The 26,756-nt window shown below is 45.2% G+C and carries 26 protein-coding genes and 9 pseudogenes; 34 read left to right on the top strand and 1 reads right to left on the bottom strand.

Annotation, left to right across the window (positions count from 1 at the left end; genetic code table 11):
* Positions 1–46 precede the first annotated feature (46 nt).
* The 34 genes and pseudogenes from der (at position 47) to ACYF68_RS07605 (ending at position 26,167) form a co-directional block, all read left to right on the top strand.
* Positions 47–1,356: pseudogene (gene der, locus ACYF68_RS07770) on the top strand (ribosome biogenesis GTPase Der).
* 16 nt (positions 1,357–1,372) lie between these two features.
* The gene (locus ACYF68_RS07765; protein ID WP_461046189.1) at positions 1,373–2,431 is read left to right on the top strand and encodes an NAD(P)H-dependent glycerol-3-phosphate dehydrogenase; all 1,059 of its coding nucleotides are present in this window, start codon (positions 1,373–1,375) and stop codon (positions 2,429–2,431) included.
* A 4-nt stretch (positions 2,432–2,435) separates the two neighbouring features.
* Positions 2,436–3,080 (top strand): DUF2768 domain-containing protein, encoded by a 645-nt coding sequence (locus tag ACYF68_RS07760; RefSeq protein ID WP_461046188.1) that lies wholly within the window; start codon positions 2,436–2,438, stop codon positions 3,078–3,080.
* Positions 3,081–3,136: 56 nt separating this feature from the next.
* Entirely contained in the window at positions 3,137–3,355 is a 219-nt protein-coding gene (locus ACYF68_RS07755; protein WP_461046186.1) for a hypothetical protein, read from the top strand.
* Positions 3,356–3,474: 119 nt separating this feature from the next.
* Complete coding sequence (locus ACYF68_RS07750) at positions 3,475–3,747, top strand: HU family DNA-binding protein (protein ID WP_031544853.1); 273 nt, start codon at positions 3,475–3,477, stop codon at positions 3,745–3,747.
* A 59-nt stretch (positions 3,748–3,806) separates the two neighbouring features.
* Positions 3,807–4,298, top strand: coding sequence for a hypothetical protein (locus ACYF68_RS07745; protein ID WP_461046184.1), 492 nt, complete (start codon positions 3,807–3,809; stop codon positions 4,296–4,298).
* An 11-nt stretch (positions 4,299–4,309) separates the two neighbouring features.
* Positions 4,310–5,073 (top strand): annotated as a pseudogene (locus ACYF68_RS07740) (demethylmenaquinone methyltransferase).
* Positions 5,074–5,126: 53 nt separating this feature from the next.
* Positions 5,127–5,965, top strand: a pseudogene (locus ACYF68_RS07735) (polyprenyl synthetase family protein).
* 64 nt (positions 5,966–6,029) lie between these two features.
* Positions 6,030–6,475: pseudogene (gene ndk / locus ACYF68_RS07730) on the top strand (nucleoside-diphosphate kinase).
* A 72-nt stretch (positions 6,476–6,547) separates the two neighbouring features.
* Positions 6,548–7,714, top strand: a complete 1,167-nt coding sequence (gene aroC, locus ACYF68_RS07725; protein ID WP_461046182.1) for a chorismate synthase — start codon at positions 6,548–6,550, stop codon at positions 7,712–7,714.
* 59 nt (positions 7,715–7,773) lie between these two features.
* Complete coding sequence (gene aroB, locus ACYF68_RS07720; RefSeq protein ID WP_461046180.1) at positions 7,774–8,763, top strand: 3-dehydroquinate synthase; 990 nt, start codon at positions 7,774–7,776, stop codon at positions 8,761–8,763.
* On the top strand, positions 8,760–10,046 hold the full coding sequence (gene aroA / locus ACYF68_RS07715) for a 3-phosphoshikimate 1-carboxyvinyltransferase (RefSeq protein ID WP_344702969.1): 1,287 nt from the start codon (positions 8,760–8,762) through the stop codon (positions 10,044–10,046). The genes aroB and aroA overlap by 4 nt, the downstream gene beginning before the upstream one ends.
* 3 nt (positions 10,047–10,049) lie before the next feature.
* A complete protein-coding gene (locus ACYF68_RS07710; protein WP_344702971.1) occupies positions 10,050–11,321 on the top strand; it encodes a tetratricopeptide repeat protein in 1,272 nt (423 codons plus the stop codon).
* Positions 11,299–11,769, top strand: coding sequence for a YpiB family protein (locus ACYF68_RS07705; protein ID WP_344702973.1), 471 nt, complete (start codon positions 11,299–11,301; stop codon positions 11,767–11,769). Before ACYF68_RS07710 ends, ACYF68_RS07705 begins: the two co-directional genes overlap by 23 nt.
* Positions 11,770–11,780: 11 nt before the next feature.
* Positions 11,781–12,215, top strand: coding sequence for a DUF2487 family protein (locus ACYF68_RS07700; protein WP_344702975.1), 435 nt, complete (start codon positions 11,781–11,783; stop codon positions 12,213–12,215).
* A 139-nt stretch (positions 12,216–12,354) separates the two neighbouring features.
* On the top strand, positions 12,355–12,858 hold the full coding sequence (locus ACYF68_RS07695) for a ubiquinol-cytochrome c reductase iron-sulfur subunit (protein WP_344702976.1): 504 nt from the start codon (positions 12,355–12,357) through the stop codon (positions 12,856–12,858).
* Positions 12,859–12,874: 16 nt separating this feature from the next.
* Positions 12,875–13,548, top strand: a pseudogene (gene qcrB / locus ACYF68_RS07690) (menaquinol-cytochrome c reductase cytochrome b subunit).
* Positions 13,549–13,570: 22 nt separating this feature from the next.
* Positions 13,571–14,344 (top strand): menaquinol-cytochrome c reductase cytochrome b/c subunit, encoded by a 774-nt coding sequence (locus ACYF68_RS07685; RefSeq protein WP_344702980.1) that lies wholly within the window; start codon positions 13,571–13,573, stop codon positions 14,342–14,344.
* 81 nt (positions 14,345–14,425) lie between these two features.
* Positions 14,426–14,998 (top strand): DUF1405 domain-containing protein, encoded by a 573-nt coding sequence (locus ACYF68_RS07680; RefSeq protein WP_461046176.1) that lies wholly within the window; start codon positions 14,426–14,428, stop codon positions 14,996–14,998.
* A gap of 46 nt (positions 14,999–15,044) precedes the next feature.
* Positions 15,045–15,760: pseudogene (locus ACYF68_RS07675) on the top strand (zinc metallopeptidase).
* A gap of 138 nt (positions 15,761–15,898) precedes the next feature.
* A complete protein-coding gene (locus tag ACYF68_RS07670) occupies positions 15,899–16,276 on the top strand; it encodes a methylglyoxal synthase (protein ID WP_344702986.1) in 378 nt (125 codons plus the stop codon).
* 4 nt (positions 16,277–16,280) lie between these two features.
* Positions 16,281–17,425: pseudogene (gene bshA / locus ACYF68_RS07665) on the top strand (N-acetyl-alpha-D-glucosaminyl L-malate synthase BshA).
* A complete protein-coding gene (locus tag ACYF68_RS07660) occupies positions 17,418–18,629 on the top strand; it encodes a CCA tRNA nucleotidyltransferase (protein WP_461046174.1) in 1,212 nt (403 codons plus the stop codon). Before bshA ends, ACYF68_RS07660 begins: the two are co-directional and overlap by 8 nt.
* The gene (locus ACYF68_RS07655; protein WP_461046172.1) at positions 18,586–19,305 is read left to right on the top strand and encodes a biotin--[acetyl-CoA-carboxylase] ligase; all 720 of its coding nucleotides are present in this window, start codon (positions 18,586–18,588) and stop codon (positions 19,303–19,305) included. Before ACYF68_RS07660 ends, ACYF68_RS07655 begins: the two co-directional genes overlap by 44 nt.
* Positions 19,302–19,541, top strand: a complete 240-nt coding sequence (locus tag ACYF68_RS07650; RefSeq protein WP_461046170.1) for a hypothetical protein — start codon at positions 19,302–19,304, stop codon at positions 19,539–19,541. The genes ACYF68_RS07655 and ACYF68_RS07650 overlap by 4 nt, the downstream gene beginning before the upstream one ends.
* 18 nt (positions 19,542–19,559) lie before the next feature.
* Positions 19,560–19,981 (top strand): annotated as a pseudogene (locus tag ACYF68_RS07645) (3'-5' exonuclease); the annotation flags it as partial.
* A gap of 267 nt (positions 19,982–20,248) precedes the next feature.
* Entirely contained in the window at positions 20,249–22,072 is a 1,824-nt protein-coding gene (locus tag ACYF68_RS07640; RefSeq protein WP_461047537.1) for an ATP-dependent DNA helicase, read from the top strand.
* A gap of 30 nt (positions 22,073–22,102) precedes the next feature.
* A complete protein-coding gene (locus tag ACYF68_RS07635; RefSeq protein ID WP_461046168.1) occupies positions 22,103–23,290 on the top strand; it encodes a pyridoxal phosphate-dependent aminotransferase in 1,188 nt (395 codons plus the stop codon).
* 1 nt (position 23,291) lies between these two features.
* A pseudogene (gene asnS, locus ACYF68_RS07630) lies at positions 23,292–24,579 on the top strand (asparagine--tRNA ligase).
* Positions 24,580–24,624: 45 nt separating this feature from the next.
* Positions 24,625–25,086, top strand: a complete 462-nt coding sequence (locus ACYF68_RS07625; protein WP_461046167.1) for a DnaD domain protein — start codon at positions 24,625–24,627, stop codon at positions 25,084–25,086.
* Positions 24,972–25,238 (top strand): DnaD domain-containing protein, encoded by a 267-nt coding sequence (locus ACYF68_RS07620; RefSeq protein ID WP_461047535.1) that lies wholly within the window; start codon positions 24,972–24,974, stop codon positions 25,236–25,238. Before ACYF68_RS07625 ends, ACYF68_RS07620 begins: the two co-directional genes overlap by 115 nt.
* Positions 25,231–25,887 carry an endonuclease III gene (gene nth, locus ACYF68_RS07615; RefSeq protein ID WP_461046165.1) on the top strand — a complete coding sequence of 219 codons (657 nt, stop codon included), beginning with the start codon at positions 25,231–25,233 and terminating at the stop codon, positions 25,885–25,887. Before ACYF68_RS07620 ends, nth begins: the two co-directional genes overlap by 8 nt.
* Positions 25,884–26,063: a hypothetical protein gene (locus ACYF68_RS07610; protein ID WP_461046163.1), complete on the top strand. Its 180-nt coding sequence runs from the start codon at positions 25,884–25,886 to the stop codon at positions 26,061–26,063. Before nth ends, ACYF68_RS07610 begins: the two co-directional genes overlap by 4 nt.
* A complete protein-coding gene (locus ACYF68_RS07605; RefSeq protein ID WP_461047534.1) occupies positions 25,994–26,167 on the top strand; it encodes a YpoC family protein in 174 nt (57 codons plus the stop codon). Before ACYF68_RS07610 ends, ACYF68_RS07605 begins: the two co-directional genes overlap by 70 nt.
* 25 nt (positions 26,168–26,192) lie before the next feature.
* On the opposite strand, the gene ACYF68_RS07600 is transcribed toward ACYF68_RS07605, so the two are convergent.
* Positions 26,193–26,741 (bottom strand): hypothetical protein, encoded by a 549-nt coding sequence (locus ACYF68_RS07600; RefSeq protein WP_461046161.1) that lies wholly within the window; start codon positions 26,739–26,741, stop codon positions 26,193–26,195.
* Between the last annotated feature and the right edge of the window lie 15 nt (positions 26,742–26,756).

Below are 26,756 nucleotides of genomic sequence, written 5' to 3'. Positions count from 1 at the left end.
ATTTTTATTTTTATGTTAAAATAAGCTTAAATATAGGAGGTTACTTATGTATAAACCGACAATTGCCGTAGTAGGCAGGCCCAACGTTGGGAAATCCACATTATTCAACAGAATAATAGGCGAAAGAAAAGCAATAGTTGAAGATACCCCGGCGTTACAAGAGACCGCCTTTATGCTACAGGCGACTGGTTGAACTATGAATTCAACGTCATTGATACGGGAGGGATAGAGATTAAAGACGAACCCTTCCAGGAACAGATTAAAATGCAGGCGGAAATCGCCATTTTAGAGGCGGACGTCATAATGATGATCGTCAATGGCAGGGAAGGTGTCACGAATGATGACCTTTTCGTAGCCCGCATTTTGCAGCAGTCCAAAAAACCCGTTGTTTTGGCAGTCAATAAAATCGACAACTTCGAAATGAGAAGTGATATATACGAGTTCTATGAACTTGGTCTCGGCGATCCGTATCCGGTTTCAGGCTCACATGGCCTTGGATTGGGGGATGTCCTCGACCAGGCGGTAGAACACTTCAAGAATATTGAAACCGACGTGGCCGAAGATGATTCTGTCCGGGTCTCATTGATAGGGCGGCCGAACGTCGGCAAATCAAGCCTTGTGAATGCCATTCTTGGGGAAGAGCGCGTCATCGTTTCCGATGTGGCAGGTACGACCAGGGACGCGATCGACACCGACTACCATTATGATGGAGAACATTATAAACTCGTCGACACTGCCGGAATGAGGAAACGTGGCAAGGTTTATGAGGCTACAGAAAAATACTCTGTTCTTCGTGCCAATCGTGCCATCGAAAGGGCTGATGTTGTCCTTGTCATACTGGATGGGGAAGAGGGCATAATCGAGCAGGATAAGCGCATAGCCGGATTGGCTCATGAAGCGGGACGCGCCATACTGATCGTCGTCAATAAATGGGACGCGGTGAAAAAGGACGATAAGACTATGAAGAAGTTTGAAGATCAGGTGAGACAGGAATTCCAATTCCTTGATTATGCACCAGTGGCTTTTGTATCCGCTCTTAACAGGTCGCGGTTATCCACGCTCTTCCCACTCATTCGACTGGCTAACGACTCCCATAAGAAGAGGGTGCAATCAAGCACACTCAACGAAGTGCTGGTCGATAGTGTGAGCATGAATCCTACTCCGACAGATAAAGGCCGCAGACTGAATATATTCTATGGTACCCAAGTCAGTGTCGGACCGCCTACTTTCGTGCTTTTCGTCAATGACGTAGAACTGATGCATTTCAGCTATCGTAGATATTTGGAGAACCAGCTGAGGAAGGCTTTTGATTTTACAGGTTCCCCAATCCACATCATCAGCAGAAAAAGAAATTAGGAGGTTTGGTTGACTTATGAAAATTTCATTGATCGGTACCGGCAGTTTCGGCACCAGTTTATCATTGGTGCTTGCAGATAACGGCCATGATGTCATCATTTATGGCCGGAACAATGAAGTCGTCGAGGAAATTAATACAAAACACACCAATTCTTCATATTTGAAGGAAATAGAACTCCCTTCAAGCATCAAGGCAACTGTGGATTTAAATGAGGCACTGTCCCATGCGGAACTGGTGGTTTTGGCCGTTCCTGTCAAGGCTATACGGTCTGTCACCCGGGATATGCATAAGCTGTTGGAAACTTTGGGTAGGAAAGTCCAAATAGTGCATGTCGCCAAAGGACTTGAACTCGACACCCACCTCAGAGTGTCTGAAGTCATTGCTGAGGAAACCACTGCTGATACGGTTAAAGACATTTCCGTAATGAGTGGTCCGAGCCACGCGGAAGAAGTGGCCAAAAGATCACCTACGACCGTTAGTGTGGCGTCTGTGCACCCGGAATATGCTAAAATCGTCCAGGATGTCTTTATGAACAGCTATTTCAGAGTCTATGATAATGATGATATGGTGGGGGTTGAAATCGGTGGTGCCCTAAAGAATATCATTGCCCTTTCCATAGGCGTCATCCATGGGTTGGGGTTTGGCGACAACGCGAAAGCTGCAGTCATCACACGCGGACTTCAGGAGATCGCCCGCCTCGGGACACGTATGGGGGCTGATCCACTCACATTTACAGGCCTTGCTGGTATGGGAGACCTCATCGTCACAGCAACAAGCATGCACTCCAGAAACTATAGGTGTGGCATAATGCTGTCGGAAGGCAAGAGTGTAGAGCAGGCCCAAGAAGAGATGGGCATGGTCGTTGAAGGCGTCAATACGACACGTGCCGCTTATGAGCTTGCTGCAGAATATGAAGTCGAGATGCCGATAACAAAAGTGCTTTACCAGTTTCTGTTTGAAGAAATGAGCGAAGAAGAGGCGACTTATGCCCTGATGCTCCGTGAGAGGACTGGAGAGACGGATAAGCTGAAAGAAGTTATGGGAAAACAAAACAAAGAATGGACTAGAGAGTGATCAAATGTTTGATATATCAAGAATGGATCTTATGTGGATATCCTTCTATTCAATAGGGGCGATGGCTCTGGCAGCCGTCCTCATCTATGTAGCAAGGTATAAAATGAATCAGGGGATTTTCAGTTTCATCGTCTCAATGATTGCATGGGCCCTTCTGATCATTGCATTTCTGTTGATGATTCCTGTACTGGGGGTAGTACCCATGCATAGATGGAGATTGATGATGATGATCATCATCAGTACCGTATTCATGGCCGGTTGCCTTTATCCGGAATCCGAAAAGGCAGAGCGTCAAATGCCTGATGAGACACAGATCCAGATGGTGCAGAACGCAGTGGAGCTATTCAGTCAGGATTCTGGAGGACTTTTGCCCATTAAAACTAAAGAAAGCCAGCGCGAATACTTGGAATACCAAATCGACTTTGAGAAACTCGTGCCGGATTATCTGGAGAAACGACCGGAAAACTCCTATGAAATGGGCGGACACTATCAATATGTCGTCATCGATGCTGAGGATGACCCGAAAGTTAAGCTTGCAGATCTGAGGATCACTGAGGAGGTGCGTTCTCTACGTCTGCGGTTAAATGCAATGGGGATCATGTTGAACTGGATGAACAGATTGGTCCGAATGTATACCCACTTGATTTGAAATTCTACAACTTGGAATCAAACCCTACGGTAAAAAGCCCTTATACTGGAGCGGCATTGAATGTCTACTACAACGGTGGGGAAGAATTCATTGTAGACTATAGGGAAGACATCGGAAAAATAATCAAGGAGAATGATCTCTCTTTTGAAACCGGAGATGATGTACGCAGTGTGTTGTACGAACACACACCCATAGTGCCGGTCTATTCCCCAGAAATCACAGTTGATGAGAATAATAATCCAATCTTCATGACAAACCGGTCAAAAGGTGATTAATACGCCTTTTTTTGGCCATAAAACTTCCAAATGCGTTGCAGTGCCCCGGCCACTGTGTTAAAGTCAAAACATAATGATAATGAGCATTATCATTATAGTTATATAAGGAGGTGGACCTAATGAACAAAACAGATTTAATCAATGCTGTCAGTGATCAGGCTGACTTGACTAAAAAAGAAGCAGGTGCTGCTGTAGATGCAGTATTTGACACTATTCAGGAATCACTTAAAAATGGTGAGAAAGTACAACTGATTGGTTTCGGTAACTTCGAAGTACGTGAACGTTCTGCAAGAAAAGGACGCAATCCACAATCTGGAGAAGAAATTGAAATCGCAGCATCGAAAGTTCCAGCTTTCAAAGCAGGTAAAGCACTTAAAGATGCAGTAAAATAATTAATTATTTTAGGCCTAACATATGGTTAGGTCTATTAATTTATAAGGTGATATTTTTCATGGATGCTCTAAGAAAAGAACTCATATCAGACCTCGGTTACCATTCACATATACTTGATATACATAACGATCCCTTCTTCGATTTCTTTTCAGATAATGCTCATACTTTCCAAACCCCCCATGTGAATGAAGCGGTCCTCTTCTTTAATACTGCACTCAATTTTCTGGACACACCATCTGATGACAGCAGGGAACTTGGTGTGCTCGTAGGAGACTATCTCTTCAGTAAATTTTATTTGAAGCTCGCTGAACATGAGGAATATGAAGTGCTCCATGATATGATGAACATGTCGAAGTCTTTGAGTTCTACAAAGTCAGAATTGGCGCTCAAGGAGTCCAGTCCTCAACTTGAAGAGCTTAAATGGCTCACGTATGGTCCGATGCTGTACTTGATCAAGCATGGCTATGCGGATGATTCACTCAATGATGTCATTGATGAACGGATTAAAAACCTGGACATCACTTCATTGCCATACATAAATCATAAGTAAAGGTGAGGTCAATGGATAAAGAGAAAAAAGTACAGAATATATTCAATACCATCTCAGGAGACTATGACAGGATGAACGATATCATCAGCTTCAATCAACATAATATCTGGCGCAATCGCACGATGAAGGAAATGTTCGTCAAAAATGACCACCGGGTGCTCGATGTCTGCTGTGGCACTGGCGACTGGACCATACAGCTTTCTAAAGTGGCTCCAGGTGCCCAGATTACCGGTTTGGACTTCAGCAAAAAATGCTTGAGGTTGCTGCACAAAAAGTTGAGGGCTATGAGAATATAGAATTGATCCAAGGCAATGCCATGTCATTGCCTTTTGATGACGGTTCCTTCGACTACATTACCATCGGCTTCGGTCTGAGAAATCTGCCTGACTACCATAAAGCAATCACGGAATTTTATCGCGTACTCAAACCTGGCGGTAAATTGGTGATACTTGAGACATCCAACCCTGAAAATTATCTCATCAACAAAGGCTTCAACCTATATTTCGGTAAGGTGATGCCAGTGTTGGGCGGCATTATTGCAAATCGTACCAAGGAATATGAATGGCTTTACGAATCGACAAGCACCTTCCTTACAAAGGACGAACTAAAAGCATTAATGGCTGAAAATGGCTTTGTAAATATAAAAGTCATCAGGCACACTTTGGGCACAGCAGCTACCCATATCGGATATAAGCCCATCGAATGGACGGGTCGCTGTGAAAACAGTCAAAGAGTACCTTTCCTCAGATTTCGAGGAAATAAATGCACTGATTAAAAAGCTTGGCTCCAAATAATGTGCTTGTCAATAATAAGAGTTATGAGCTTTTTATGTCGGGCGGAAAAAAAATAAGACCCACATTCACACTTCTTGCAGGAAAACTTGGCGATCCGGGTAAATTCGGGGACGTGCTAAAAGCAGGGGCCAGCCTGGAACTCATCCATATGGCCAGTCTGGTGCATGATGACATCATCGACAACAGTAAAATGCGTAGAGGCAAAACGACGGTGTACTATGAACATGGTTATCTTCAGGCCATAAATACGGGTAACTATCTGCTGTCCACGTCAATCTCGCTCGTCAGCACGATTAAACATAAAGAATTGCATAGATCTTTTCCGAAACGATAAGAGATCTGGTCGATGGAGAACTGTTTCAGCTTGACCAGCAGTTCAATGCGCAACAGACGCTTGATGACTATTATCGGAAAATATACCGAAAAACTGCACTTCTCATCGAGCTCAGCATCAAAATGGGCGGATATGCTTCCGGACTGTCCTCACACACACTCAACCATCTGATCGAATACGGCTATCATATAGGTATGAGCTTCCAGATTATAGATGACTGCCTTGATTTCACAGGGGACGAAAAGAACCTGGGGAAACCGAAGTTTTCAGATATGGAGAATGGCCATTATACACTGCCCGTCCTTTTGCACCGGAATCGTGATGCATCTTTCAGGGATAGGCTTGAAGCATTCAGTAAGGATGGAAAACACCTTGAAGGGTTGATAGAAACGCTACTTGCCTCAGACGCAATTGAACAATCCTTGTCAATCAGCTCCCAACATATTGAGAAAGCCCGGGAAGCCATAAGAGATATAGACTCTCCAATCAGGGAATATTTGATGGAAACAGCAGAAAAGCTTGCGAATCGTCCAAATTGAATTGAAATAACAAAAATAATAGTGTTAAAATGATGAAGAATAGAAAAAAAGGAGTTTTTGAATAATGGAAAAGACATTTCTAATGATCAAACCTGACGGGTACAAAGAAATCTTATCGGTACCATCGTCGAGCGACTCGAAAACAAAGGTTTTAAAATTGCTGGTGCTAAATTGATGCATGTATCTGAAGAGCTTGCGAAAACGCACTATCAGGAACATGCAGACAAACCATTCTTTGGAGAGTTGGTGGACTTCATCACTTCAGGTCCAGTTTTCGCCATGGTACTCGAAGGTGAAAATGTAATCGATACTGCTCGCCTTGTGGTAGGCTCCACAAACCCTCAACAAGCAGCACCAGGTACAATCCGTGGAGATTTCGGCCTTACAGTCGGCAAAAACATCATCCATGGTTCTGACTCGAAAGAGAGTGCAGAGCGTGAAATTTCTCTATTCTTCAACGACAGTGAAGTATTGGATTACAACTTGTCCAACACTGACTGGATCTACTAGTAGATCTTAATACAAGCTGGGTAATCTACTCAGCTTTTTTTAGTATAAAAAATTAAATGGGAGGCTATTTACATGAGATTTTTGACAGCAGGGGAGTCGCACGGCCCAAAATTATCCGCAATAGTTGAAGGGTTTCCATCCAATCTTCCGATTGATAAGGAAAGGATGACGCAAGAACTGCTCAAACGGCAGGGTGGCTACGGTAGGGGACGTCGCATGCAGATCGAAAAGGATACCTTCCAGTTCGGGAGTGGCATCAGACACGGCAAAACACTCGGAAGCCCGATAATGATTGAAATCATCAATGATGATTTCAAACACTGGAGTAAAATCATGGGAAGCGAGCCTCTCACTCCAGAAGAACAGGAATCACTGAGACGTGTCATCACCAAACCGCGTCCCGGCCATGCGGATCTCGTTGGTGGGATGAAATACAATGTACGGGACCTCCGCAATATACTTGAGCGCTCCTCCGCGAGGGAAACTGCTGCACGTGTAGCAGTAGGTGCGTTGAGCAAGGAACTGCTGCATGCACTCGACATACGCATCTACAGCCGCGTCAATCAGATCGGCAGCGTCGAAGATTCAGGCGACTACAGTATGGAAGAGCGCCGCGACCTTCCAGCCGAATCATCAGTCCGTATGGTGTCAGAAGAGAAGACCAAGGAAGCGGAAGCTTTGATAGATGAAACAAAAAAACAAGGTAACTCGATCGGCGGCATTGTGGAAGTCATCGTTGAAAATCCACTTCCTGGGCTTGGGAGCCATGTCCATTATGATCGTAAACTCGATGGCAAGATTGCAGGCAGCATCATCAGCATAAATGCCTTCAAAGGTGTAGAATTCGGCATCGGCTTCAGGGCAGGGTCCACTCCAGGTTCTGAAGTCCAGGATGAGATCCTCTATACCGAGGAAAGAGGGTACCATAGACGCACCAACAACCTCGGCGGTTTTGAAGGCGGCATGACAACAGGAATGCCGATTATCGTAAAAGCTGTAATGAAGCCTATTCCAACATTATACAAGCCTCTATTCAGTGTAGACATCAACACTAAGGAACCATTCAAAGCAACGATAGAACGTAGTGACGCTTGTGCAGTTCCTGCTGCATCTGTAGTGTGTGAACATATGGTGGCCATTGAAATGGCACGCGCTGTGCTCGAGAAATTCCCTCATGATGACTTCAGCGAACTCCTCGCTGCTGTAGAACGATACAAGGAAAGAACAAAGGAGTACTAGATGGATATAGAGACCACCTATAATGACAACAACTATACGATTCATATAGGCTGGGGATATTGGAAGAGAAACTTTTGAAGTACACGGCGCACTATGGAACAATCCACACATTGGTGGACCAGAGCGTCTACACCCTCTACTCCAGCACCATTGATGCTTTGGTCTACCAACCCATTATATTGGAAGGTGGCGAAAAATCCAAAAACTTCCAATCCTATGCCCATGTTATGGAAACACTCCTCTCTAAAGGCATCCACAGAAATGATCTGATCATTGTGATTGGCGGCGGTGCTTCTGGTGACGTTGGTGGTTTTATTGCATCTACTGTATTGAGGGGCGTAGACTATATCCAGATACCGACAACGCTTTTGGCACATGATTCATCAATAGGCGGAAAGACTGCTATAAACAGTGCCCACGGCAAAAACTTAATTGGTACATTCTATAGGCCTCAAGCAGTCATATATGATTTGAGTTTCCTGAAGACATTACCCCAGGAAGAACTGAGAAGCGGATTTGGGGAAGTCTTCAAGCATGCATTGCTCGACGGAGAGGACACTGTTCATTCATTGATGTCAAAAACCACCGAAAACATCCAGTTAGAGAGTCTGGAACCGTATATCATAAGTGGTATAAGAACGAAGATGCGGCATGTCACACAGGACGAAAAAGAGGCAGGTATAAGAAGATACCTTAATCTTGGACATACATTCGGCCATGCAATAGAATACAATGACAAGCTACCCCATGGCGTAGCGGTGGTACTTGGCCTCTACATCATGATGCATGTGTCAAATTCAAACTCAAACGCTCAAGTGTTTGAGCTATCGTCCTATTACAGGTACTTCAAACGGCTCGGTTATCCGATGGATACTCTAAAGCATATGGATGTCGAAAAGCTGATCGCCCTTATGTCGAAGGACAAGAAAAATCAGGATGACACGAGCATCGGTTTCATCTTAATGACGGAGATAGGGGTATGCCACTATCAACAAATCGCAAAGGAGCACCTGATCCAGCTTCTTGAAGAGTTAAAGGAGACATTATGAAAACATTGATGAACAGCCGGTTTTACGGCACCCTGAAAGTTCCAGGCGACAAATCGATCACCCATAGAAGCCTTATGTTCGCTTCATTGGCGAAGGGGACCTCTCATGTGAAAGACCCCCTCCTCAGCGAAGACACATATGCTACGAAAGCATGTATGGAGTCTCTGGGCGTCGAAATAGTGACTGAGGCCGAAGGGTGGAGAGTCGATTCTCCAGGAAGAAAGCACCTCCACTCCCCTAGTGCACCATTATATGCCGGTAATTCCGGAACTACCGCCAGGTTGTTGACTGGAATGATTGCCGGAATTGGACTGGAAGCTGAAATAATAGGGGATGCCTCCATATCGAAGCGCCCGATGGACCGCATTAAAGAACCCCTTGAACAGATGGGCGCACGCATTGCCCTGAAGAATGACAAATATCCTCCAATCGAGATAAGCAAGGCTGGGCTGTCACCCATCTCATATACTATGCCGGTCGCAAGTGCACAAGTTAAAAGTGCACTGCTTCTTGCGGGATTGTTTGTTGAGGGCAAAAGCGTCATAACCGAACCCTCGCCGTCCAGGAACCACAGTGAGCTCATGTTGGAGGAATTTGGGGCCGACATCTCGGTTGATGACCAAGTAATCACATTGGATGGTGGTAAAGAGTTGAGCCCTGCCGATGTAGTAGTACCTGGAGATATATCTTCGGCGGCGTTCCTACTGGTGTTGGCAATTCTCAAACCAGGTTCCGACATCACCATCGAGAACGTTTCCCTCAATGAAACACGTTCTGGCATTATAGATGTGTTGGAGATGATGGAAGCTGACATCACCGTTGAACCCACTTCGATGACAGGTGAACCCATTGGAAACATCCGCGCTATCTATACCCCCAAATTGAAAGGCTTTGAAATCTCAGGAGCACTCATCCCAAGATTAATTGATGAAATTCCGATCCTGACACTACTGACCGCCCATAGTGATGGACCATGCACGGTAAGGGATGCTGTAGAGCTCAGATATAAAGAGACAGATCGGATTCGCGCCGTCATCGATGAGTTATCAAAATTCGGATTCGAATTTACGGAATACAATGATGGATTTACAGTTTCCCTAGAAAAAATTCACCTGGCTGAGGGAGTGTCCATGAGAGGATATGACGACCATCGGATCATCATGATGCTGATTGTGTTGGGAATCGTGATGGACCAACCACTTGATATAGATGATATGACGGCCATAGATATTTCCTATCCGGATTTTATGGCAGACCTCGAGGCGTTAAGAAAGGATGCATAGCATATGCAAAATCAGATTTATGAAGTAGTTGACCTTTTGAGGAAAGGGGAACACCCGGAATCAAAATTGAATGAGGTATTGGCTGAAGTTCCCAAGCTGACGGAAGAGGAAGACCTGGAAGCCTTATTCATACTTGGCGATGCCCTCATGTCATTAGGTCTCCATAAAGAAGGGGAGACCGTATTCACCCATTTGAACGCGCATGTTGGGCATGATGATGAAGTGTTGTCTTACCTTATAGACATCATGATAACTGACGGCCGACTGGATGAGGCTTTGAGCTTGGTGAACAGCGCTGAGAAGACGCCTGCTATCCTTATATTGAAAGCTGAAATATTCCAGCAGCTCAACATGAATGACGTAGCCGTCAAATCGCTTCACGAAGCTAAAATGCTTTCTGATGACCCGATACTGGATTTTGGTTTGGCAGAAATCCACTATCAGGATGGACAATTCCCGGAAGCGATCCGCTTCTATGAAATGCTCACCGCAAATGATATCAATGAAGTGAATGGTATCGAACTTAATCTACGCTTGGCAGAACTTCATATGAATCAACTTGAGCTCGAGTCCGCCAAAGACTATTTTGAGGCTGTAGACGAGTCCAAATACACCAATGACGACCTTTACCGCAAGGCATTGCTCAACTATCAGCTCCAATCATATGAATCTGCCAAACAACTACTCGGTAAGGTCATCGAGAACGAACCTTACTTCGTCAACTCCTATATTCTACTGATGAACATATATGAAACGGAACATGATCTCGAAGCGGCTAAAGATCTGCTTAAAAGATATATTCTGGAAGATGATACGGATGCGCTCTTCTTCTTCCATTTGGGCCGTCTACATTTCAGGAGTGGAGAGTCTGACGAAGCTATCACAAACTTCAGTCGTGCAATAGCACTCGATGAAGATTATGATGATGCCTACCTGATGCTTTTTGAAACCTTATTGAAATCATCAAGGACAGATGAAATAGGGGCCTATACCTCGCATCTCGATATCCATGCGTTGTCTGGAGAAAGTCTGTATCTGTTGGCCAAGATCCAACAGGAAAATGAAAATGACGATGATGCTTTATCGCTATATCAGGAAGCCGCAATGCTCATCGGAGACTCGCTGGAATTCTACACGGATTATTATGGTTACCTGACAGAGATCAGGCATCCTTCAAGAATGGAAGTATTGGATAAACTCAGGTTGATTGAACCTGACAATGTCGAATGGCAGTTTGAAAAGGAGAGGTTGGATGACGAATACGATGAAATATAGAAAAGACTTCATTGACTATATTTTATATAATTATGATTTTGATGACCGTATTGCGGTATGGATCTTAAACTTCATCAAATCGCATCCAGATATCTCAAGTAACATCCACTTTCAAGATGACCAGGAGATAGAACGTCACCTTAAAGTCGCTTCATCAGGACAAGGTCCAACGCTCATGCTTGAGAAGGGGAATACGATCACTGTAGATGGTGAAGTAATATTCCATGAATTGAATATGAATCAGGACGAGCCTTTACTGCTTACTTTCAGGTTAGGATATGAGGATAACCGTTATGAACAAATAAAGGAACTTGAATCCTCTCTGGACGAAGAGTTGATGGCCCTCAGCCGTACTGCCGTGCTAAGTCAGATTGATGAGGCCCTAGACAGGAAAGACCACGACCGTTTCATAAAATTGACCGATTACTTGCAGAAAACAAACCGATAGGAGGGCACCTGATGCTTTATAACCATCAAGATCTCAATGTGCTCAAAGATGAAATTGAATTTGTGGATACGGCTGTCATTCCCTTTGCGTATGGGGATATGAACGAAGATCCTAAAATGCACGCAAGCGATATGGAAATGATGCAGATGATCACTGTTCATCTTGAGAAACAGTTCAAAGGCAGACTCTTCATCACACCTGCAGTCGTTACCGTCAATGGCATCACGGCTGTTGTAGAGGACTATTCTGAGCAGCTCCGCAACTATGGCTTCAAGAAAATCATCATTCTTTCCCATAATGTGCCTCAGGTAGAAGGAACACATGGCATACAATTGAACCACATCCCCTTGGAGGATATGTCTGCAGATATGAAGATGAGCCTCATCGATGATGAGGTCAAAGATACGATGAAACAAATCATTGCGGTATGGAACAATAAAAAATAGGTGTTTTTACACCATTATGCTTTAGGCCGTTGTCAAAACTTGATATACGTTATTGACCGGCCTCATCTAATAGGCTAAAATTGAACTGTCCTAGTTATATTAATATGTAAAAGAACGCGCGTTTGAGGGGGAAATACGAATGTCGCAAAAAGTAACAAGACGCCAATTTCTGAACTATTCCCTGATGGGGGTCGGTTCATTCATGGCTGCCGGCATAATACTACCTATGGGAAGATTTGCCGTCGATCCATTGTTCCAAGGTGAAGCAGAAGGTGCTATGATCACAACGAGCATCAAAGTCGATGAGATCACTGAAGAGCCTACGAAGGTCGACTTTTCCTTTGAGCAGCAGGATGGCTGGTATAAGAGTGAAGTGACTGACTTCGCCTGGGTGTATAAGGACGGAGATAAGCTCATAGCGTTATCACCGGTATGTAAGCACCTCGGTTGTACAGTGACCTGGGCGGGTGATGATGCAAACCCGAATCGTTTCTTCTGTCCATGCCATAATGGACTTTACGAGAAAAATGGTAAGAATGTTCCGGGTACTCCTCCAAGAGGACCATTGGATCAGTATGAAGTCGGCAAGTCCGATGGTTTTATTACAATAGGCGAATTGAAGCCTAACGAACTGGTGAATTAATATAGGAGGGAATAATGTGCTTAATAGAATCTATGATTGGATAGACGATCGCATGGACATCACTCCTATATGGAGGGATGTCGCTGACCATGAAGTGCCGGAACACGTTAACCCTGCCTACCACTTCTCAGCATTCGTCTATTGTTTCGGCGGGTTAACATTCTTCATCACTGTTATTCAAATATTGTCGGGCATGTTCCTGACAATGTACTATGTCCCGGACATCGTCAATGCTTGGAATTCCGTCTACTATCTGCAACATGATGTTGCTGCAGGACTTATAGTAAGAGGGATGCACCACTGGGGCGCAAGTCTGGTCGTAGTGATGATATTCCTACATACGCTCAGGGTATTCTTTACCGGATCGTATAAAGCACCACGTGAACTCAACTGGGTCGTTGGTGTACTGCTGTTCCTCGTCATGCTTGGGCTGGCGTTCACAGGCTACCTGCTGCCATGGGATATGAAAGCATTGTTTGCCACAAAAGTAGGTTTGGAAATTGCAGAGAGTGTACCGTTCGTCGGTGAATGGATTAAGACGTTGCTTGCTGGTGATGAACAGATCATCAGTGCCCAACATTGACACGTTTCTTTGCCATCCATGTATTCTTCCTGCCTGCTGCTCTATTTGTACTGATGGCTATCCACTTCATCATGATACGTAGACAAGGCATCTCAGGACCACTATAGGAATCAAGGGAGGTAAATTGATATGAAACGTGGAAAAGGGCTGACTTTTGTCGGCGATTCCAGAATACAAAAGTATGAAAAGCCAAAACTAAATCGCGACTATTCAGAATTTCCTGGTCGCACGGAAGAATTCTATCCTGATTTCCTTCTGAAAGAATGGGTGACTGGTTCGGTTTTCCTTATAGGGTTCCTATGTTTGACAGTGGCCGATCCTGCGCCGCTTGAGCGTATAGCAGATCCTACCGACACTGGTTATATACCGTTACCTGACTGGTATTTCCTGTTCCTTTATCAGATACTCAAATACTCATACGCATCCGGCCCGTTCAACATCATCGGCGCAATCGTCATTCCGGGGCTTGGTGTAGGTGCATTGCTTCTTGCACCATGGCTTGACAACAATAAAGAACGCCTCTGGTCAAAACGTCCAGTCGCTTCTGCAATGATGCTGATTTCTTTTGCGATTATTTTCTATACTACATGGGAATCAGTGGCATACCACGACTGGGAGACACAGAATCAGCAAGGGGAGATCGTATTCTCCAACTTGGATACTGAAGACCCTGTCTACCAGAACCTCATCAAAACGAACTGTACAAGTTGCCACGGCGGTGAGCTGACCGGTGCTTCAGGTCCAAACCTGGTTGAAGCCGATCTCGCTCCTGAAACTGTACAGGCATTCGTAGAGAACGGCTCAGGGGATATGCCAGCATTCAAAGATCAACTTTCAGACGATGAAATAAAGCAAATCTCAGAATTTGTAGCAAACCTTGAAGAAACTTCAGAAGACGAATAAGTTCTTCTGGAGCGTCACGCTACAGATCGATAAGTCAAAAAGCCCTAGGAATAGGGCTTTTTTTAATAAGGGAATGTTTATATGTATAAGCTACTGGACCTAATGTACAACAGGGCTTTTTTATTGCTCCTGCTCATTTCAAATATACTCGGGACTTTGTATGGGTATTGGTGGTATAGGGGACAGTTGGGTTCAACCGAATGGTACTTCATGCCTTTCGTCCCGGATAGTCCGACGGCCACGCTTTTCCTATGCATAGTTATCGTGCTGATTCTCCTTGGCAAAAGATGGGGGCTGATGGATGCGCTTGCCTTTACCACGCTTATAAAATACGGCGTATGGGCAGTGGTGATGAACTTCCTGACTTTCATAGAAACAGGTTTTGTTTCGTGGATAGGACTTATGCTTATAGCAAGCCACAGCATAATGGCTATACAGGCGTTCCTATTCCTGCCACATCTTGAAATAAAACAAAGTCATTTCTATATCACTGCAATATGGCTGTTCCATAATGACGTGGTGGATTATGTCTATGATCAGTACCCCGTATATGGTAATCTCGTCCAATACCAGGATCATATCGGGTATTTTTCGTTCCTGGCTGAGTGTGTTGGTGCTGGTGCTGCTACATCAACTGGTAGAAAGGCGTTCTGATTGACGGGATACTGAAATTTGAAGTAAAATAAAGTATGTAAAAATAATGGAGGTTGGAATACACGTGTATATCATTCTATATTTTGTAATCCTTATGGTTGTTCCAATGCTCGCACAAATGAATGTAAAATCCACATTCAATAAGTATTCCCGTGTGCGATCAACCAGCGGCCTGACAGGACGTGAAGTCGCAGAGGAAATTTTGAAGGAAAATGGCATCTACGACGTGTCCGTTGAAAGAGGCAAAGGATTTCTGAGCGACTACTACGATCCCAAGAATAAAAAACTAGTTCTATCCCCCACAACTATGATACGCCTAGTGTTGCCGGAACCGCGGTAGCAGCGCACGAAGTGGGGCACGCAATCCAACATGCAACAGGATATGCTTTCCTGAACTTCCGCTCCGCACTGTTCCCACTCGCACAAATTGGCAGTAATTTCTCGTACTTCCTCATCATTGCAGGAATGCTCATCACCTATGCACAAAGCAATGCAGGTGGTGGACTGGGTGAAATGCTCCTATGGGGCGGTATCGCACTTATGGCTTTTGCAGTACTCTTCCAGGTGGTCACGCTACCGGTCGAATTCGATGCTTCAAAACGCGCCATGAACCAGATAGAGACTTTGAATATCGTCAATGAGAAGGAATACCGTCATGCCAAGAAGGTCTTGAATGCAGCGGCCATGACTTATGTCGCCGCGACTGCTGTCGCTGTGGCAGAACTGGTCCGGTTCATCCTCATTGCACGTGGAAGCAATTGATAGTTTCTGGAACCCTTTTGGAGGGTTCCTTTTTTATTTGTCTTGAACTCTGGTAAAATAATGATGATATGAAGTAAACTCGACAATATATACTCTTTTGAATATCGATCATTGAATGATCAGAAAAGGATGATGAACATGAAGATTGCATTGATTGCACATGATAAGAAAAAGGATGACCTCTTACGTTTTATGGACATCCACTTGGATTTCTTCAAAAATCAAGAGCTCTTTGCGACAGGGACTACCGGAGGACGCATCATTGAGCATACAGGTTTGCCGGTCAACCGCTGTAAATCCGGTCCCCTAGGGGGCGACCAGGAGATAGGTGCTATGGTCGCGAATAAAGCCATAGACTGTATCATCTTTTTCAGGGATCCACTCACTGCCCAACCGCACGAACCGGATGTTACCGCCCTGCTCAGGTTATCCGATGTCTATGACGTGCCTCTAGCAACCAATGAGGGCACTGCGGAAGCAGTCCTGTACCATCTGACACGCACGGAAAGGGAGTAGCACTATGAAAATTGGCATTACATGTTATCCAAGTGTGGGCGGCAGCGGAATCATCGCCACCGAGCTTGGTATACAGATGGCAGAGCGGGGCACGAGGTCCATTTCATAACTTCCAATGTACCGTTCCGTCTAAGCACAAGCCATCCCAACATCTATATTCACCAGACGGACATCAATGATTACAGCGTTTTTCGTTATCCGCCATATGACATAACCATCGCAAGTAAGATTTCTGAAGTGATTCTTGAGCATAACCTGGACATCATCCACATGCATTACGCAGTGCCCCACGCCGTATGCGGTATACTGGCGAGGCAGATGGCTGGACGGGAGGTGTCCGTTGTAACCACCCTCCATGGTACAGACATCACAGTGCTCGGCTACGATATGTCGTTAGTGAGCGCCATCCGTTTTGGCATAAACGGCTCTGATGCTGTTACGGCAGTTTCCGAGAGCTTAAAGGAACAGACGAAAGCTGTGATAGAGACGGAGAAAGAGATCCGCACCGTACATAATTTCGTCGATGAAAATTATTTTAATGTTGAACATCGCCAGATGATGCAGCAGAAGATGAAGGAACGTTTCAGTATAGATGAAGACACTATCGTATTGATGCACACCTCCAATTTCAGGAAGATCAAGCGCATCGATGATATAGTGCGGGCCTTCCATACTGTGCATGAAGCACTCGATGGAGTGCTGGTACTGGTGGGTGATGGTCCCGAAATGAACAGTGTCAAAAGACTGGTAAAGTCACTGGGGCTGCAAGACCATGTCATCTTCGCCGGTCAGCAGACGGATGTGCGGTCATTCTATCTGATGAGCGATATTTTCCTGCTGCTGAGTGAGAAGGAAAGCTTTGGATTAGCCTTGCTCGAAGCGATGAACTGCGGCGCAGTACCTATCGGCAGTGTGGCTGGTGGCATCAGTGAAGTGATCAGAAATGAAGACACTGGATTTCTAGTTGAGGTCGGGGACTACAGAAGTGCCGGAGAGCATATCATGCAACTGGCGAAAGACCCTTTTTTATATAGGGAGATGCAGGGGAATATGTTGTCGGATATTGCATCAAGATTTCACTCCAACGTCATCGTCAGTCAGTACGAGAAGCTTTATGGAGATCTGTTAGGAGATGCAGACAATGCATGAGTTATTTATTTTAGGTGGAGAGATACTGAAGACATTGAAATCCAACGGGTTCGAGGGATACTTTGTTGGAGGCTGCGTACGGGATTACTATATGGGACGCACGGTGAATGATGTAGATATCACAACCAACGCTCTTCCGGATCAGATAGAATCACTATTCCCGCAGACGATCGATGTGGGTAAGGAACATGGCACGGTCATCGTAAGGATTTCAGGTGTCTCCTTTGAAGTCACGACGTACCGCACAGAAGAAGGCTACAGCGATTTTCGCAGGCCGGACCGCGTATCGTTCACCAACCGGCTTTATACGGACTTGGAGCGCAGGGATTTTACGATGAATGCGATGGCCATGGATGAAAATTTCAAGATTTTAGATCCTTATTCAGGCAAAGCTGATATAGCAGGTGGAATCATCCGGACTGTCGGATGCCCAAGGGAACGATTCGGTGAAGATGCCCTCAGGATGTTGCGGGCAGCACGCTTCTCTTCCCAGCTGCAGTTTGACGTTGAAACAGCCACGCAAGACGCCATGACTGAGAGTGCCAAATACCTTGAACATGTGGCAGTAGAGCGAACAGTGGCAGAGCTTGTAAAATTGTATGCTGGGCAGGATAATATAAAAGCAAAACATGTCCTTATCAAAACTGGGATTACAGCGCATCTCCCTTTCTTCAAACATGTGTGTGAAACATCATTCCTCAAAACACGGCCAAAATCATTACTGGAAGAGATTGCACTGCAGATTTGGCTTGATGAAGATTTATATGATGCGCTCAACACCTTGAAACTTTCGAACGAGATGAAAAATGAAATCAACCAGATATTAAAATTGTCGGAGGATGCTGCACACGAAGATTACTTGATGCTTGCATATAATTTTTCTGATAGAATACTATCTGTTGCGTCCTCCATGATGGGCGCCAATCCTTTTTTCTCTTCACCGCTGAAGGTGCAGAATATAACTGCCGCGATAGGGGTGAAGTCGGATTTGCCGATACATTCACAAAAAGATATTGCCATCGATGGCAAGCAGCTTATGGCGTATTTTAATCTGTCTGGTGGCAAATGGATCCGTACAATCATGGAGGCGCTTGAAGAAGAGATTCTGCGTGGTAATTTAAAGAATGACAAGTATGAAATCATGAAATGGATGGACGCCCATGTCGAAATCGAAACAGGACATATTAAGATTATTAAAGAATGATGAATACATTTCAGGCCAGTCGATGGCGGATCAGCTTGGCATATCCAGAACTTCAGTATGGAAGAGCATTAAAGCGCTAAAAGCGGAAGGCTATCAGATTACATCTGTACCGAATAAAGGTCATCGGTTGATTGCTCCGCCCGGCTACATAAATCAGACCGCCTTGGAAGTTCTGGTGGAACACTCCGAAGTGTTCGGGCATATCGAATATCTGCAGACGGTCGACTCGACGCAGAATATTGCTTTTAAGATGCTCGATACCTATGATGGTGCATTTGTCGTGGTTTCAGAGGAGCAGACGAAAGGACGTGGCCGATTCAACCGTGATTGGGCTTCTCCCAAACAGCGGGGGTTCTATATCTCACTCGTATTGAGACCGAACGTGCCACTGACGGACATCATCCGGTTCAATTTATTCATTTCGTTGGCCATCTCCAAGTCCATTGATGAAACTTTTAGTCTATCGAGCGGCATAAAATGGCCAAATGATATATATATCAATAATAAGAAAGTATGCGGATTCCTGACGGAAGTAGTGAGTGAAGGGAATGCCGTCAATGCTGTGGTATGCGGCATCGGCATCAATATATTCAATGACGCAGCTTTGTCTTCCTTGCCGAGGGCAACTTCCATCGAAGCGGAGATGGGGAAGGGCTCGATACGGATATTTTCATGAAGTATCTCTTTAGAAACCTGGAACATTATTATGGTTTGTTCCTAAAGCATCCATTCACTGCCATCAGGGACGAGTGGAAAGCCAAATCGATAATATTCGACAAATATTTAAAAATCAGCGAGACAGGAGATTCATACATGGCTCGGGCACTTGATATAGATGAGGATGGCTTCCTTGAAGTGGTAGATGAAAATGGTCGACTCAGAAGAGTAATCAGTGCAGATATAGAATTATAGTGGGGAATCGGTGATAAGATGCAACATCAGAAATTTGCGGTTGTAGACCTTGAAACAACAGGCAACGATCGGAATAGAGACAGCATTATACAAGTAGGTATTGTAATAGTTGAAAACTTGAAGATAGTCGATCAGTATACTACATTTTTGTCGGATGAAGTCATGCTCTCTCCTTTCATCCAAGATTTGACGGGGATTGACAGCGGGATGCTGGAAGGTGCCCGAAGTTTAAACAGGTTGCAAAACACATCTCGAATATGCTTGAAGGATGTGTATTTACGGCACATAATGTGGAATTCGACTACGGGTTTCTTGAAATGGCCTTCAAATCCTGTGGTATTTCCTTCAGGCCTTTATATCTGCTCGACACCGTTGAACTATCCAAGATTTTCTTGCCCACGCTCGAGCGCTTTCAGCTTAATGAAATTGCGCAAGTATTAGATCTTGAACTGTCAAACGCCCATAGGGCTGATGAAGATGCGCGGGCTACTGGAGAACTGCTCATCCATCTGCTCACTAAGATCACTGCACTCGATACAGAGACTTTGAAACTTTTGTACCATTTATCCAAACCCCTGAAGTTTAACCTTTCAGATCTGATCTTTTCTGTAGCAGCAGAATCTACAGCATCAAAGACGACTCATCTCGAACGGTATGGCACCTTCCATATCCGTAAAGTCACAACGAAGCCGGCGAGTGTTGCTCCCATGTCAGTGGACGAAATGTATGGTGCCTACATACGCTGGTCACATAAAGACTTCAGGGCGGACCAGCTGCATCTTGCGAAAGAAATATTCGAAGCGATGGAACGATCTGAAAACCTCGCGGTGGAAGCTTATACTGGTATTGGGAAAACCATCGCTTTTCTTATTGCAGCCGTAAGCTATCATTCGTTGTATGGAAAACAAGTGTTGATATCCACGTCGAAGAAGATTCTGCAGAACCAGATCATCAAAGATGAATTGGCATCGCTGCAGGCGGCGCTTGGCAAAGATATACCGACAGCCAGCTTGAAGGGAAAAGATAATTACATTGATCTCGATGCCGTAGAACTCCTGCTCTCCGCTGAAGATGATAATACAGAAATCATACAGTTGAAGATGAAATTGCTCGTATGGCTTTTGGAAACTGAAACAGGGGATATAGCGGAAATACATTTAAGGGGACCTGAAAAATCCTACTACCGGACTGCGTCGATCCAATCCGGGACACTCGGGGAGATTTTCTTCAACCGTGCCCTAAAACGTGCCGAAGAGTCGACTTTGATAGTGACCAACCATTATTTCCTTACAGACTGTGTTGAATACCTACAGGATGTAGAAGTGCTTGTCATCGATGAGGCCCATCAGCTGAAGCGCGCGCTCGATGAGCGCCTGAAGGTCTCCTATGGCTATCAGGACATGAAGTTCTTCATTGGACAGATAGGCACCACCAATCAGGATAGACTACTCTCTACCTACCTTGAACAGAATGTTGCGGCGGATGCCGAAATGCTGGAGGATATATTAAAACGCATCAACCATAATATCGATAATATCTTCAGCGCCATCTCGGCCGGCAATAGAACCCAGCTTATGGCACATCTTGAGACAGGCTCAAGACATGCCTCGACATTCCTTGGCATCGTCAGGGACACAGGCGACTACCAGGCGATCTATAACCATATGCACCATTATGCTATGGTGCTTAAACAGATATACGAAGGGCTTCAAAATGAGCGCTTTTCTCTTGATGTTGACGTTAATTTCCAAAAGATAAAAATCCATATACAGCTTGATGATATGGAGACCATCAAAGAGAGAGTGGTACGCGACTCGGCGTCCATACTGCTCTCAGGGACCCTCGAGGTGAACGGCGGCTTCAGCCACCTTGATTATTGGTTCGGAGAGCATGAGCCCCGCACCAAAGTCTTTGCGAATGATTCCCTGTTCAACAGCACGAAGCTCTTCATTCCTGAAGATGTGCCGGACTACAATATCAATGACGATGCCTTCATCTCGTCAATCGTGGAATACATGGCCGTCTATTTGAGTGAAACGGATCAAAAACTAATGATTCTATTCTCCAATTATGAACTGCTTGATAAAGTATATGAATACATGGAAGCCATCGAAACATTCGAAAGCTTCGTCATACTTAGGCAGACGAAAGGAATGGCCAGCGACAAGTTGCTGTCCCAATTCAATCAGCTGGAACGCAGCATTTTGCTTGGCACTTCCAGTTTCAACGAAGGCATCAATATAGAGGGGGATGGATTGAAGAGCCTAATGCTGACAAAATTACCATTCCCCGTGCCAAAACAGCCGGACTTCAGGCATTTCTATAAAAATGATCTGCCGGAAGCTGTCTTTCAATTCCGTCAAATAGCAGGGCGCATCCATCGCAAACCATCTGACAAGGGGCTTCTGTTCCTGTTCGATAAACGGCTGCTCAGCAGAAGGTATAAAAATGCCTTTCTGAAATACTTCCCTGACGAAAACGTCATAGAAGGAAACACTGAGTCTTTCAAAGCTTTGCTTCGTGACTTATAATGGATATAACACTATTAAAGGAGACAGACGATGCAACTCTCTAAAAAAATAAAGAACATCACACCAAGCCAGACATTGGCCATCACAGCCAAATCAAGAGAACTGAAAGCCCAGGGCGTTGATGTCATCAGCCTTGGAGCAGGAGAACCTGACTTCAATACACCAGATGAGATCATCGAGAAAACCTACCAGGCGCTAAAAGAAGGCCATACCAAATACACCGCTGCCTCTGGTGTTCCAGAGCTTAAAGAAGCCATTTCAAAAAAGATGAAACTGGACCATGACCTGCAATACGACACATCAGAGATTTTCGTTGGAAGCGGTGCAAAGCATGTCCTCTACAACATCTTCCAGGCGACCTTGAATCCAGGGGATGAAGTCCTGATACCGACCCCTTACTGGGTAAGTTACACTGAACAGGTTAAACTGGCCGAAGGTAAGCCAGTCATCATGCATACAGATGAATCCACGTCCTTTAAAATGACGCCGGAAATACTTCAGCGTCACGTGACTGACCGTACACGCATGCTGCTCCTCAACTCACCAAGCAACCCGAGTGGCATGGTCTACACAGAAGACGAACTCCAGGCACTTGCAGATTATCTCGAAGAGACGGATATAATCGTAGTGGCTGATGAAATATACGAAAAACTCGTCTACGATAATGTACACATCTCGATTGCCTCGATGAGCGATAAGATGAAGCAGAACACCATCATCGTAAATGGTGTCAGCAAATCCCATGCGATGACCGGATGGCGCATCGGTTACGCTTGTGGCGATCGTGACCTCATGAAGGCGATGACTGACTTGACGACCCATTCGACATCGAACCCTGCCACACCATCACAATGGGCTGCGGTAGCGGCTTATGAGATGGAAGATTCGTATCTGGTTGAATACAACAATACTTTCCGGGAACGCCGGGATAAAGCGTACAGTAAATTGATGGAGCTGCCATATATAACTTGCATAAAACCAGAAGGCGCATTCTACCTCTTCCCGAATTTCAAGGAGTGTGCTGTTAAATGCGGATTCGATAGTGTCGATGATTTCGTCGCACAGCTGCTTGAAGAACAGCATGTGGCTGTAGTGCCGGGTTCCGGATTCGGTTCACCCGACAATATCCGCCTGAGCTACTCATTGAGCGCAGAAGATATGGAAAAAGCGCTTGAACGCATCAAAAAATTCATAGCACAACATGCAAAAGGAGTTTGACATGAAGATTTCAATTAACCAGGCACCAAAACATGAAGGACAGAAAGTAACGATAGGATGCTGGCTGCTCCAGAAAGAGGGAGCGGCAAGATTCAGTTCCTACAACTTAGAGACGGGACAGGTTTCATGCAAGGCATCGTAGTAAAAGAAAATGACGAAAGTCTATTCGAAACCGCCAAGGGCCTCAACCAGGAAACCTCCATGTATATTACCGGCACCATCAAAGCTGATGACCGCTCTTCGTTTGGATATGAGATGGAAGTCGAGGGCATTGAAATCATCCATGAGTCCCATGGATATCCGATCACACCGAAAAATCACGGCGCTGAATTCCTTATGGACAACAGGCATCTGTGGCTGCGTTCGAAGAAGCAGCACGCCGTCATGAACATCCGCAACCAGATCATCAAGAGCACTTATGACTATTTCTTCGATAACGGCTACAAAAAGATCGATCCGCCGATACTGACGAGCAGTTCACCGGAAGGTACGACAGAGCTGTTCCATACGAAATATTTCGATGAAGATGCCTACCTCTCACAAAGCGGCCAACTATATGCAGAAGCGGCAGCAATGGCTCATGGAAAAGTGTTCTCTTTCGGACCTACATTCCGTGCCGAAAAATCGAAGACAAGGCGACACCTTATAGAGTTCTGGATGATCGAACCGGAAATGGCGTTCTATAAGCATGAGGACAGCCTTGAAGTTCAGGAACGGTATGTAGAATACTTGGTTACGCAAGTTCTGGAACACTGCAAGCTCGACCTTGAACGGCTTGACCGTGATACAGCAGCGCTTGAGAGGATCAAAGCGCCGTTTCCGCGCATCACTTATACTGATGCGATAGAATTGTTGAAGGAAAAAGGTTTTGAAGATATAGAGTGGGGGATGACTTCGGAGCGCCACATGAAACCGAAATCGCCAACCATTTCGATAAACCCGTCTTCATAATCAACTATCCAAAAGAGATAAAATCATTCTATATGGAAGAAAATCCCGAGGATCCACGTACCGTCCTATGTGCCGATCTGATTGCACCGGAAGGGTATGGAGAAGTCATTGGAGGCAGTGAAAGAATCCATGACTATGACACATTAAAACAAAGGATAGAAGAAAGCGGACTCAACCTTGATGCCTATGAATGGTATCTTGAATTGAGGAAGTACGGCAGCGTGCCGCATTCCGGCTTCGGACTCGGCCTCGAGCGTACTGTTGCCTGGCTGAGTGGTGTACAGCATGTCAGGGAAACAGCACCATTCCCACGCCTGCTCAACCGCCTCTACCCATAAAACCAATATCGCCGCAAGGCGATATTTTTATAAGGAGCTTTTATCATGCTTGCAGATTATATACAGTATATGAATGTGCCGGTCAATAAAATTCTACTCGACAATTACTCTAAACTCGGGTTGGATGAGAAATCATTGATCATCGTCATAAGACTGTCTGATATTCGTCAGAAGTCAGCAGAACTGCCTGATTTCAAACACCTTTCTGAAGGGATGACGATATCATTTGGAGAAGTTTCGGATGTCATCCAACATCTGATCGAAAACGGACTGCTTGAGGTCGAAACAGTCAAAGATGAAGGCCGGTATGTCGAACATTTCTCGCTCGAACCACTGTTCAGGAAACTTCCACAGTTCATCGAGGAAAAGCAGCAGAGCCGGATCCTTCGGAAATACGCTCGTTATTCGAATATATTGAAGCACTGTATGGCCGTGTCATCAGCCCGAATGAATTCGAAAGGATCAACAGCTGGCTTGAAGACCCAGCAAATAGTGCTGAGTCAATAAAAGAAGCTGTCGATCTTGCCTATCAGAATCAAGTGACATCCCTTCAGTATGTCGAGCGCATCCTCAGTCAGCCGAGAAGCAAGAAGTCACCTCAAACCAGCACCCATATGCCCCTCAGATCTTGGTTGGAAGGAGAAGATGTCTTTGATTAGCCGGAAAAAAACCATAGAAATGATAGATAAGATTGACGCCATGTTCCCAGATGCCGAGTGTGAACTCGTCCATAAGAACCCGTTTGAACTGACTATAGCCGTCCTCCTTTCTGCACAATGTACAGATAACCTCGTCAATAAGGTGACTCGTGAGCTCTTTAAGAAATATAAAGGACCCGAGGATTTTATTGCGGTCGAGCAGGCTGAGCTGGAACAGGACATCAGATCAATCGGCCTGTTTCGAAATAAAGCCAAAAACATCCAAAAATTAAGCAAAGATGTCATTGAGCGTTTTGACGGAATAATTCCTGATAATTACGATGATCTGGTCAGCCTTGCTGGAGTCGGCCGAAAAACCGCAAATGTTGTACTTTCAGTGGCATTCGGCGTCCCGAGAATTGCGGTGGACACGCATGTCGAACGTGTATCCAAGCGATTGGGCATTGCACGGCATAAAGACTCTGTGCTTGAGGTGGAACAGACCCTCATGAAGAAAGTCCCTGAAGATAGATGGAGTAGGACCCATCATCAGATGATCTTCTTCGGCAGATACCACTGCACCGCGAGAAACCCGAAGTGTGAAGCGTGTCCGCTTCTCGACGATTGTAGGGAAGGGCAAAAACGGATGAAGAAGGCAGGGCTACTGTGACGATCGAGGCAGTCTACGGTTCACTCATCAAAAATGCCCATCAGCCTGACCATGACCTTTACGACAAATACTATTCACTCGTCACCGATCATATCCAAAAGCACTTATCGGAACTAGAAGCAGACGATCACCCAGAAGTCCTCCCCTTAATTACTGCGACAGGATTTCTTATATAAAAGCCAACCCCTATAAATACCACAGCATCGTCCAGTTGAATTTGATTTATACGGAATTCGTTAAAAAGCACGCCTCCTATTGCGTCAGGAGAAACAAAAAATAAGCACCCCAGCTGGGGTGCTTATTTTTTATGCCGCTTCATCTGTCTCTTCTTCCGTCTGTTCCTCCACTGGTTCTTCAACAGAAGGCGCCGCTTCTTCCGTCTGCTCCTCAGTCGGTTCAGAAGTCGGTTCTTCTGTCCGCTCTTCAGTGGCTTCTTCTTGGGTCGGCTCTTCAGTTGTTTCTTCCTGGACCGGTTCAGAAGTCGTTTCCTCAGTTGGCTCTTCGGTAGTCTCTTCCTGTGTTGATGGTTCAGTAGTATTTTCCTGCGTGCTTGGTTCTTCTTCACTTTCTGTAATGACCTGACTTGGTTCTTCTACTGTTTTCTCGGTTTCAGTGTTCTGTTGTTGTCTTCTGCCGGATTCTGTAGACTGAAGTCCTTCATTGCCCCGAACGGCGAGTTCATTGCCGTTCACCTGGACAACGCTATCAGGCCTTGCGAAATCTTGTCCATTATAGGTGCTGATCGACTGCATGATATCCCTGAAGAACCATTGCGGCGTAATGTGCTCATCCTGACCGACGAATGACGCCTCACCATTTTCAAGGGTTTTGTTGAACCCGGTCCACACACTCATTGTGTACTCAGGTGT

Source organism: Salinicoccus sp. CNSTN-B1, from assembly GCF_054792835.1.
The sequence above is the reverse complement of the archived record's forward strand: the minus strand, read 5'-3'. Positions and strand labels throughout refer to the sequence as shown.

Bases quoted from the DNA above. Each gene is read 5' to 3' on its own strand.
- ACYF68_RS07680 (WP_461046176.1), top strand. From the start codon at position 14,426: ATGTATAAGCTACTGGACCTAATGTACAACAGGGCTTTTTTATTGCTC.
- ACYF68_RS07635 (WP_461046168.1), top strand. From the start codon at position 22,103: ATGCAACTCTCTAAAAAAATAAAGAACATCACACCAAGCCAGACATTG.
- ACYF68_RS07695 (WP_344702976.1), top strand. From the start codon at position 12,355: ATGTCGCAAAAAGTAACAAGACGCCAATTTCTGAACTATTCCCTGATG.
- ACYF68_RS07760 (WP_461046188.1), top strand. From the start codon at position 2,436: ATGTTTGATATATCAAGAATGGATCTTATGTGGATATCCTTCTATTCA.
- aroA (WP_344702969.1), top strand. From the start codon at position 8,760: ATGAAAACATTGATGAACAGCCGGTTTTACGGCACCCTGAAAGTTCCA.
- ACYF68_RS07750 (WP_031544853.1), top strand. From the start codon at position 3,475: ATGAACAAAACAGATTTAATCAATGCTGTCAGTGATCAGGCTGACTTG.
- ACYF68_RS07705 (WP_344702973.1), top strand. From the start codon at position 11,299: ATGACGAATACGATGAAATATAGAAAAGACTTCATTGACTATATTTTA.
- ACYF68_RS07685 (WP_344702980.1), top strand. From the start codon at position 13,571: ATGAAACGTGGAAAAGGGCTGACTTTTGTCGGCGATTCCAGAATACAA.
- ACYF68_RS07670 (WP_344702986.1), top strand. From the start codon at position 15,899: ATGAAGATTGCATTGATTGCACATGATAAGAAAAAGGATGACCTCTTA.
- ACYF68_RS07600 (WP_461046161.1), bottom strand. From the start codon at position 26,741: ATGAGTGTGTGGACCGGGTTCAACAAAACCCTTGAAAATGGTGAGGCG.
- ACYF68_RS07710 (WP_344702971.1), top strand. From the start codon at position 10,050: ATGCAAAATCAGATTTATGAAGTAGTTGACCTTTTGAGGAAAGGGGAA.
- ACYF68_RS07765 (WP_461046189.1), top strand. From the start codon at position 1,373: ATGAAAATTTCATTGATCGGTACCGGCAGTTTCGGCACCAGTTTATCA.
- ACYF68_RS07625 (WP_461046167.1), top strand. From the start codon at position 24,625: ATGCTTGCAGATTATATACAGTATATGAATGTGCCGGTCAATAAAATT.
- aroC (WP_461046182.1), top strand. From the start codon at position 6,548: ATGAGATTTTTGACAGCAGGGGAGTCGCACGGCCCAAAATTATCCGCA.
- ACYF68_RS07745 (WP_461046184.1), top strand. From the start codon at position 3,807: ATGGATGCTCTAAGAAAAGAACTCATATCAGACCTCGGTTACCATTCA.
- ACYF68_RS07650 (WP_461046170.1), top strand. From the start codon at position 19,302: ATGAAGTATCTCTTTAGAAACCTGGAACATTATTATGGTTTGTTCCTA.
- ACYF68_RS07655 (WP_461046172.1), top strand. From the start codon at position 18,586: ATGTCGAAATCGAAACAGGACATATTAAGATTATTAAAGAATGATGAA.
- ACYF68_RS07660 (WP_461046174.1), top strand. From the start codon at position 17,418: ATGCATGAGTTATTTATTTTAGGTGGAGAGATACTGAAGACATTGAAA.
- ACYF68_RS07640 (WP_461047537.1), top strand. From the start codon at position 20,249: ATGTCAGTGGACGAAATGTATGGTGCCTACATACGCTGGTCACATAAA.
- ACYF68_RS07700 (WP_344702975.1), top strand. From the start codon at position 11,781: ATGCTTTATAACCATCAAGATCTCAATGTGCTCAAAGATGAAATTGAA.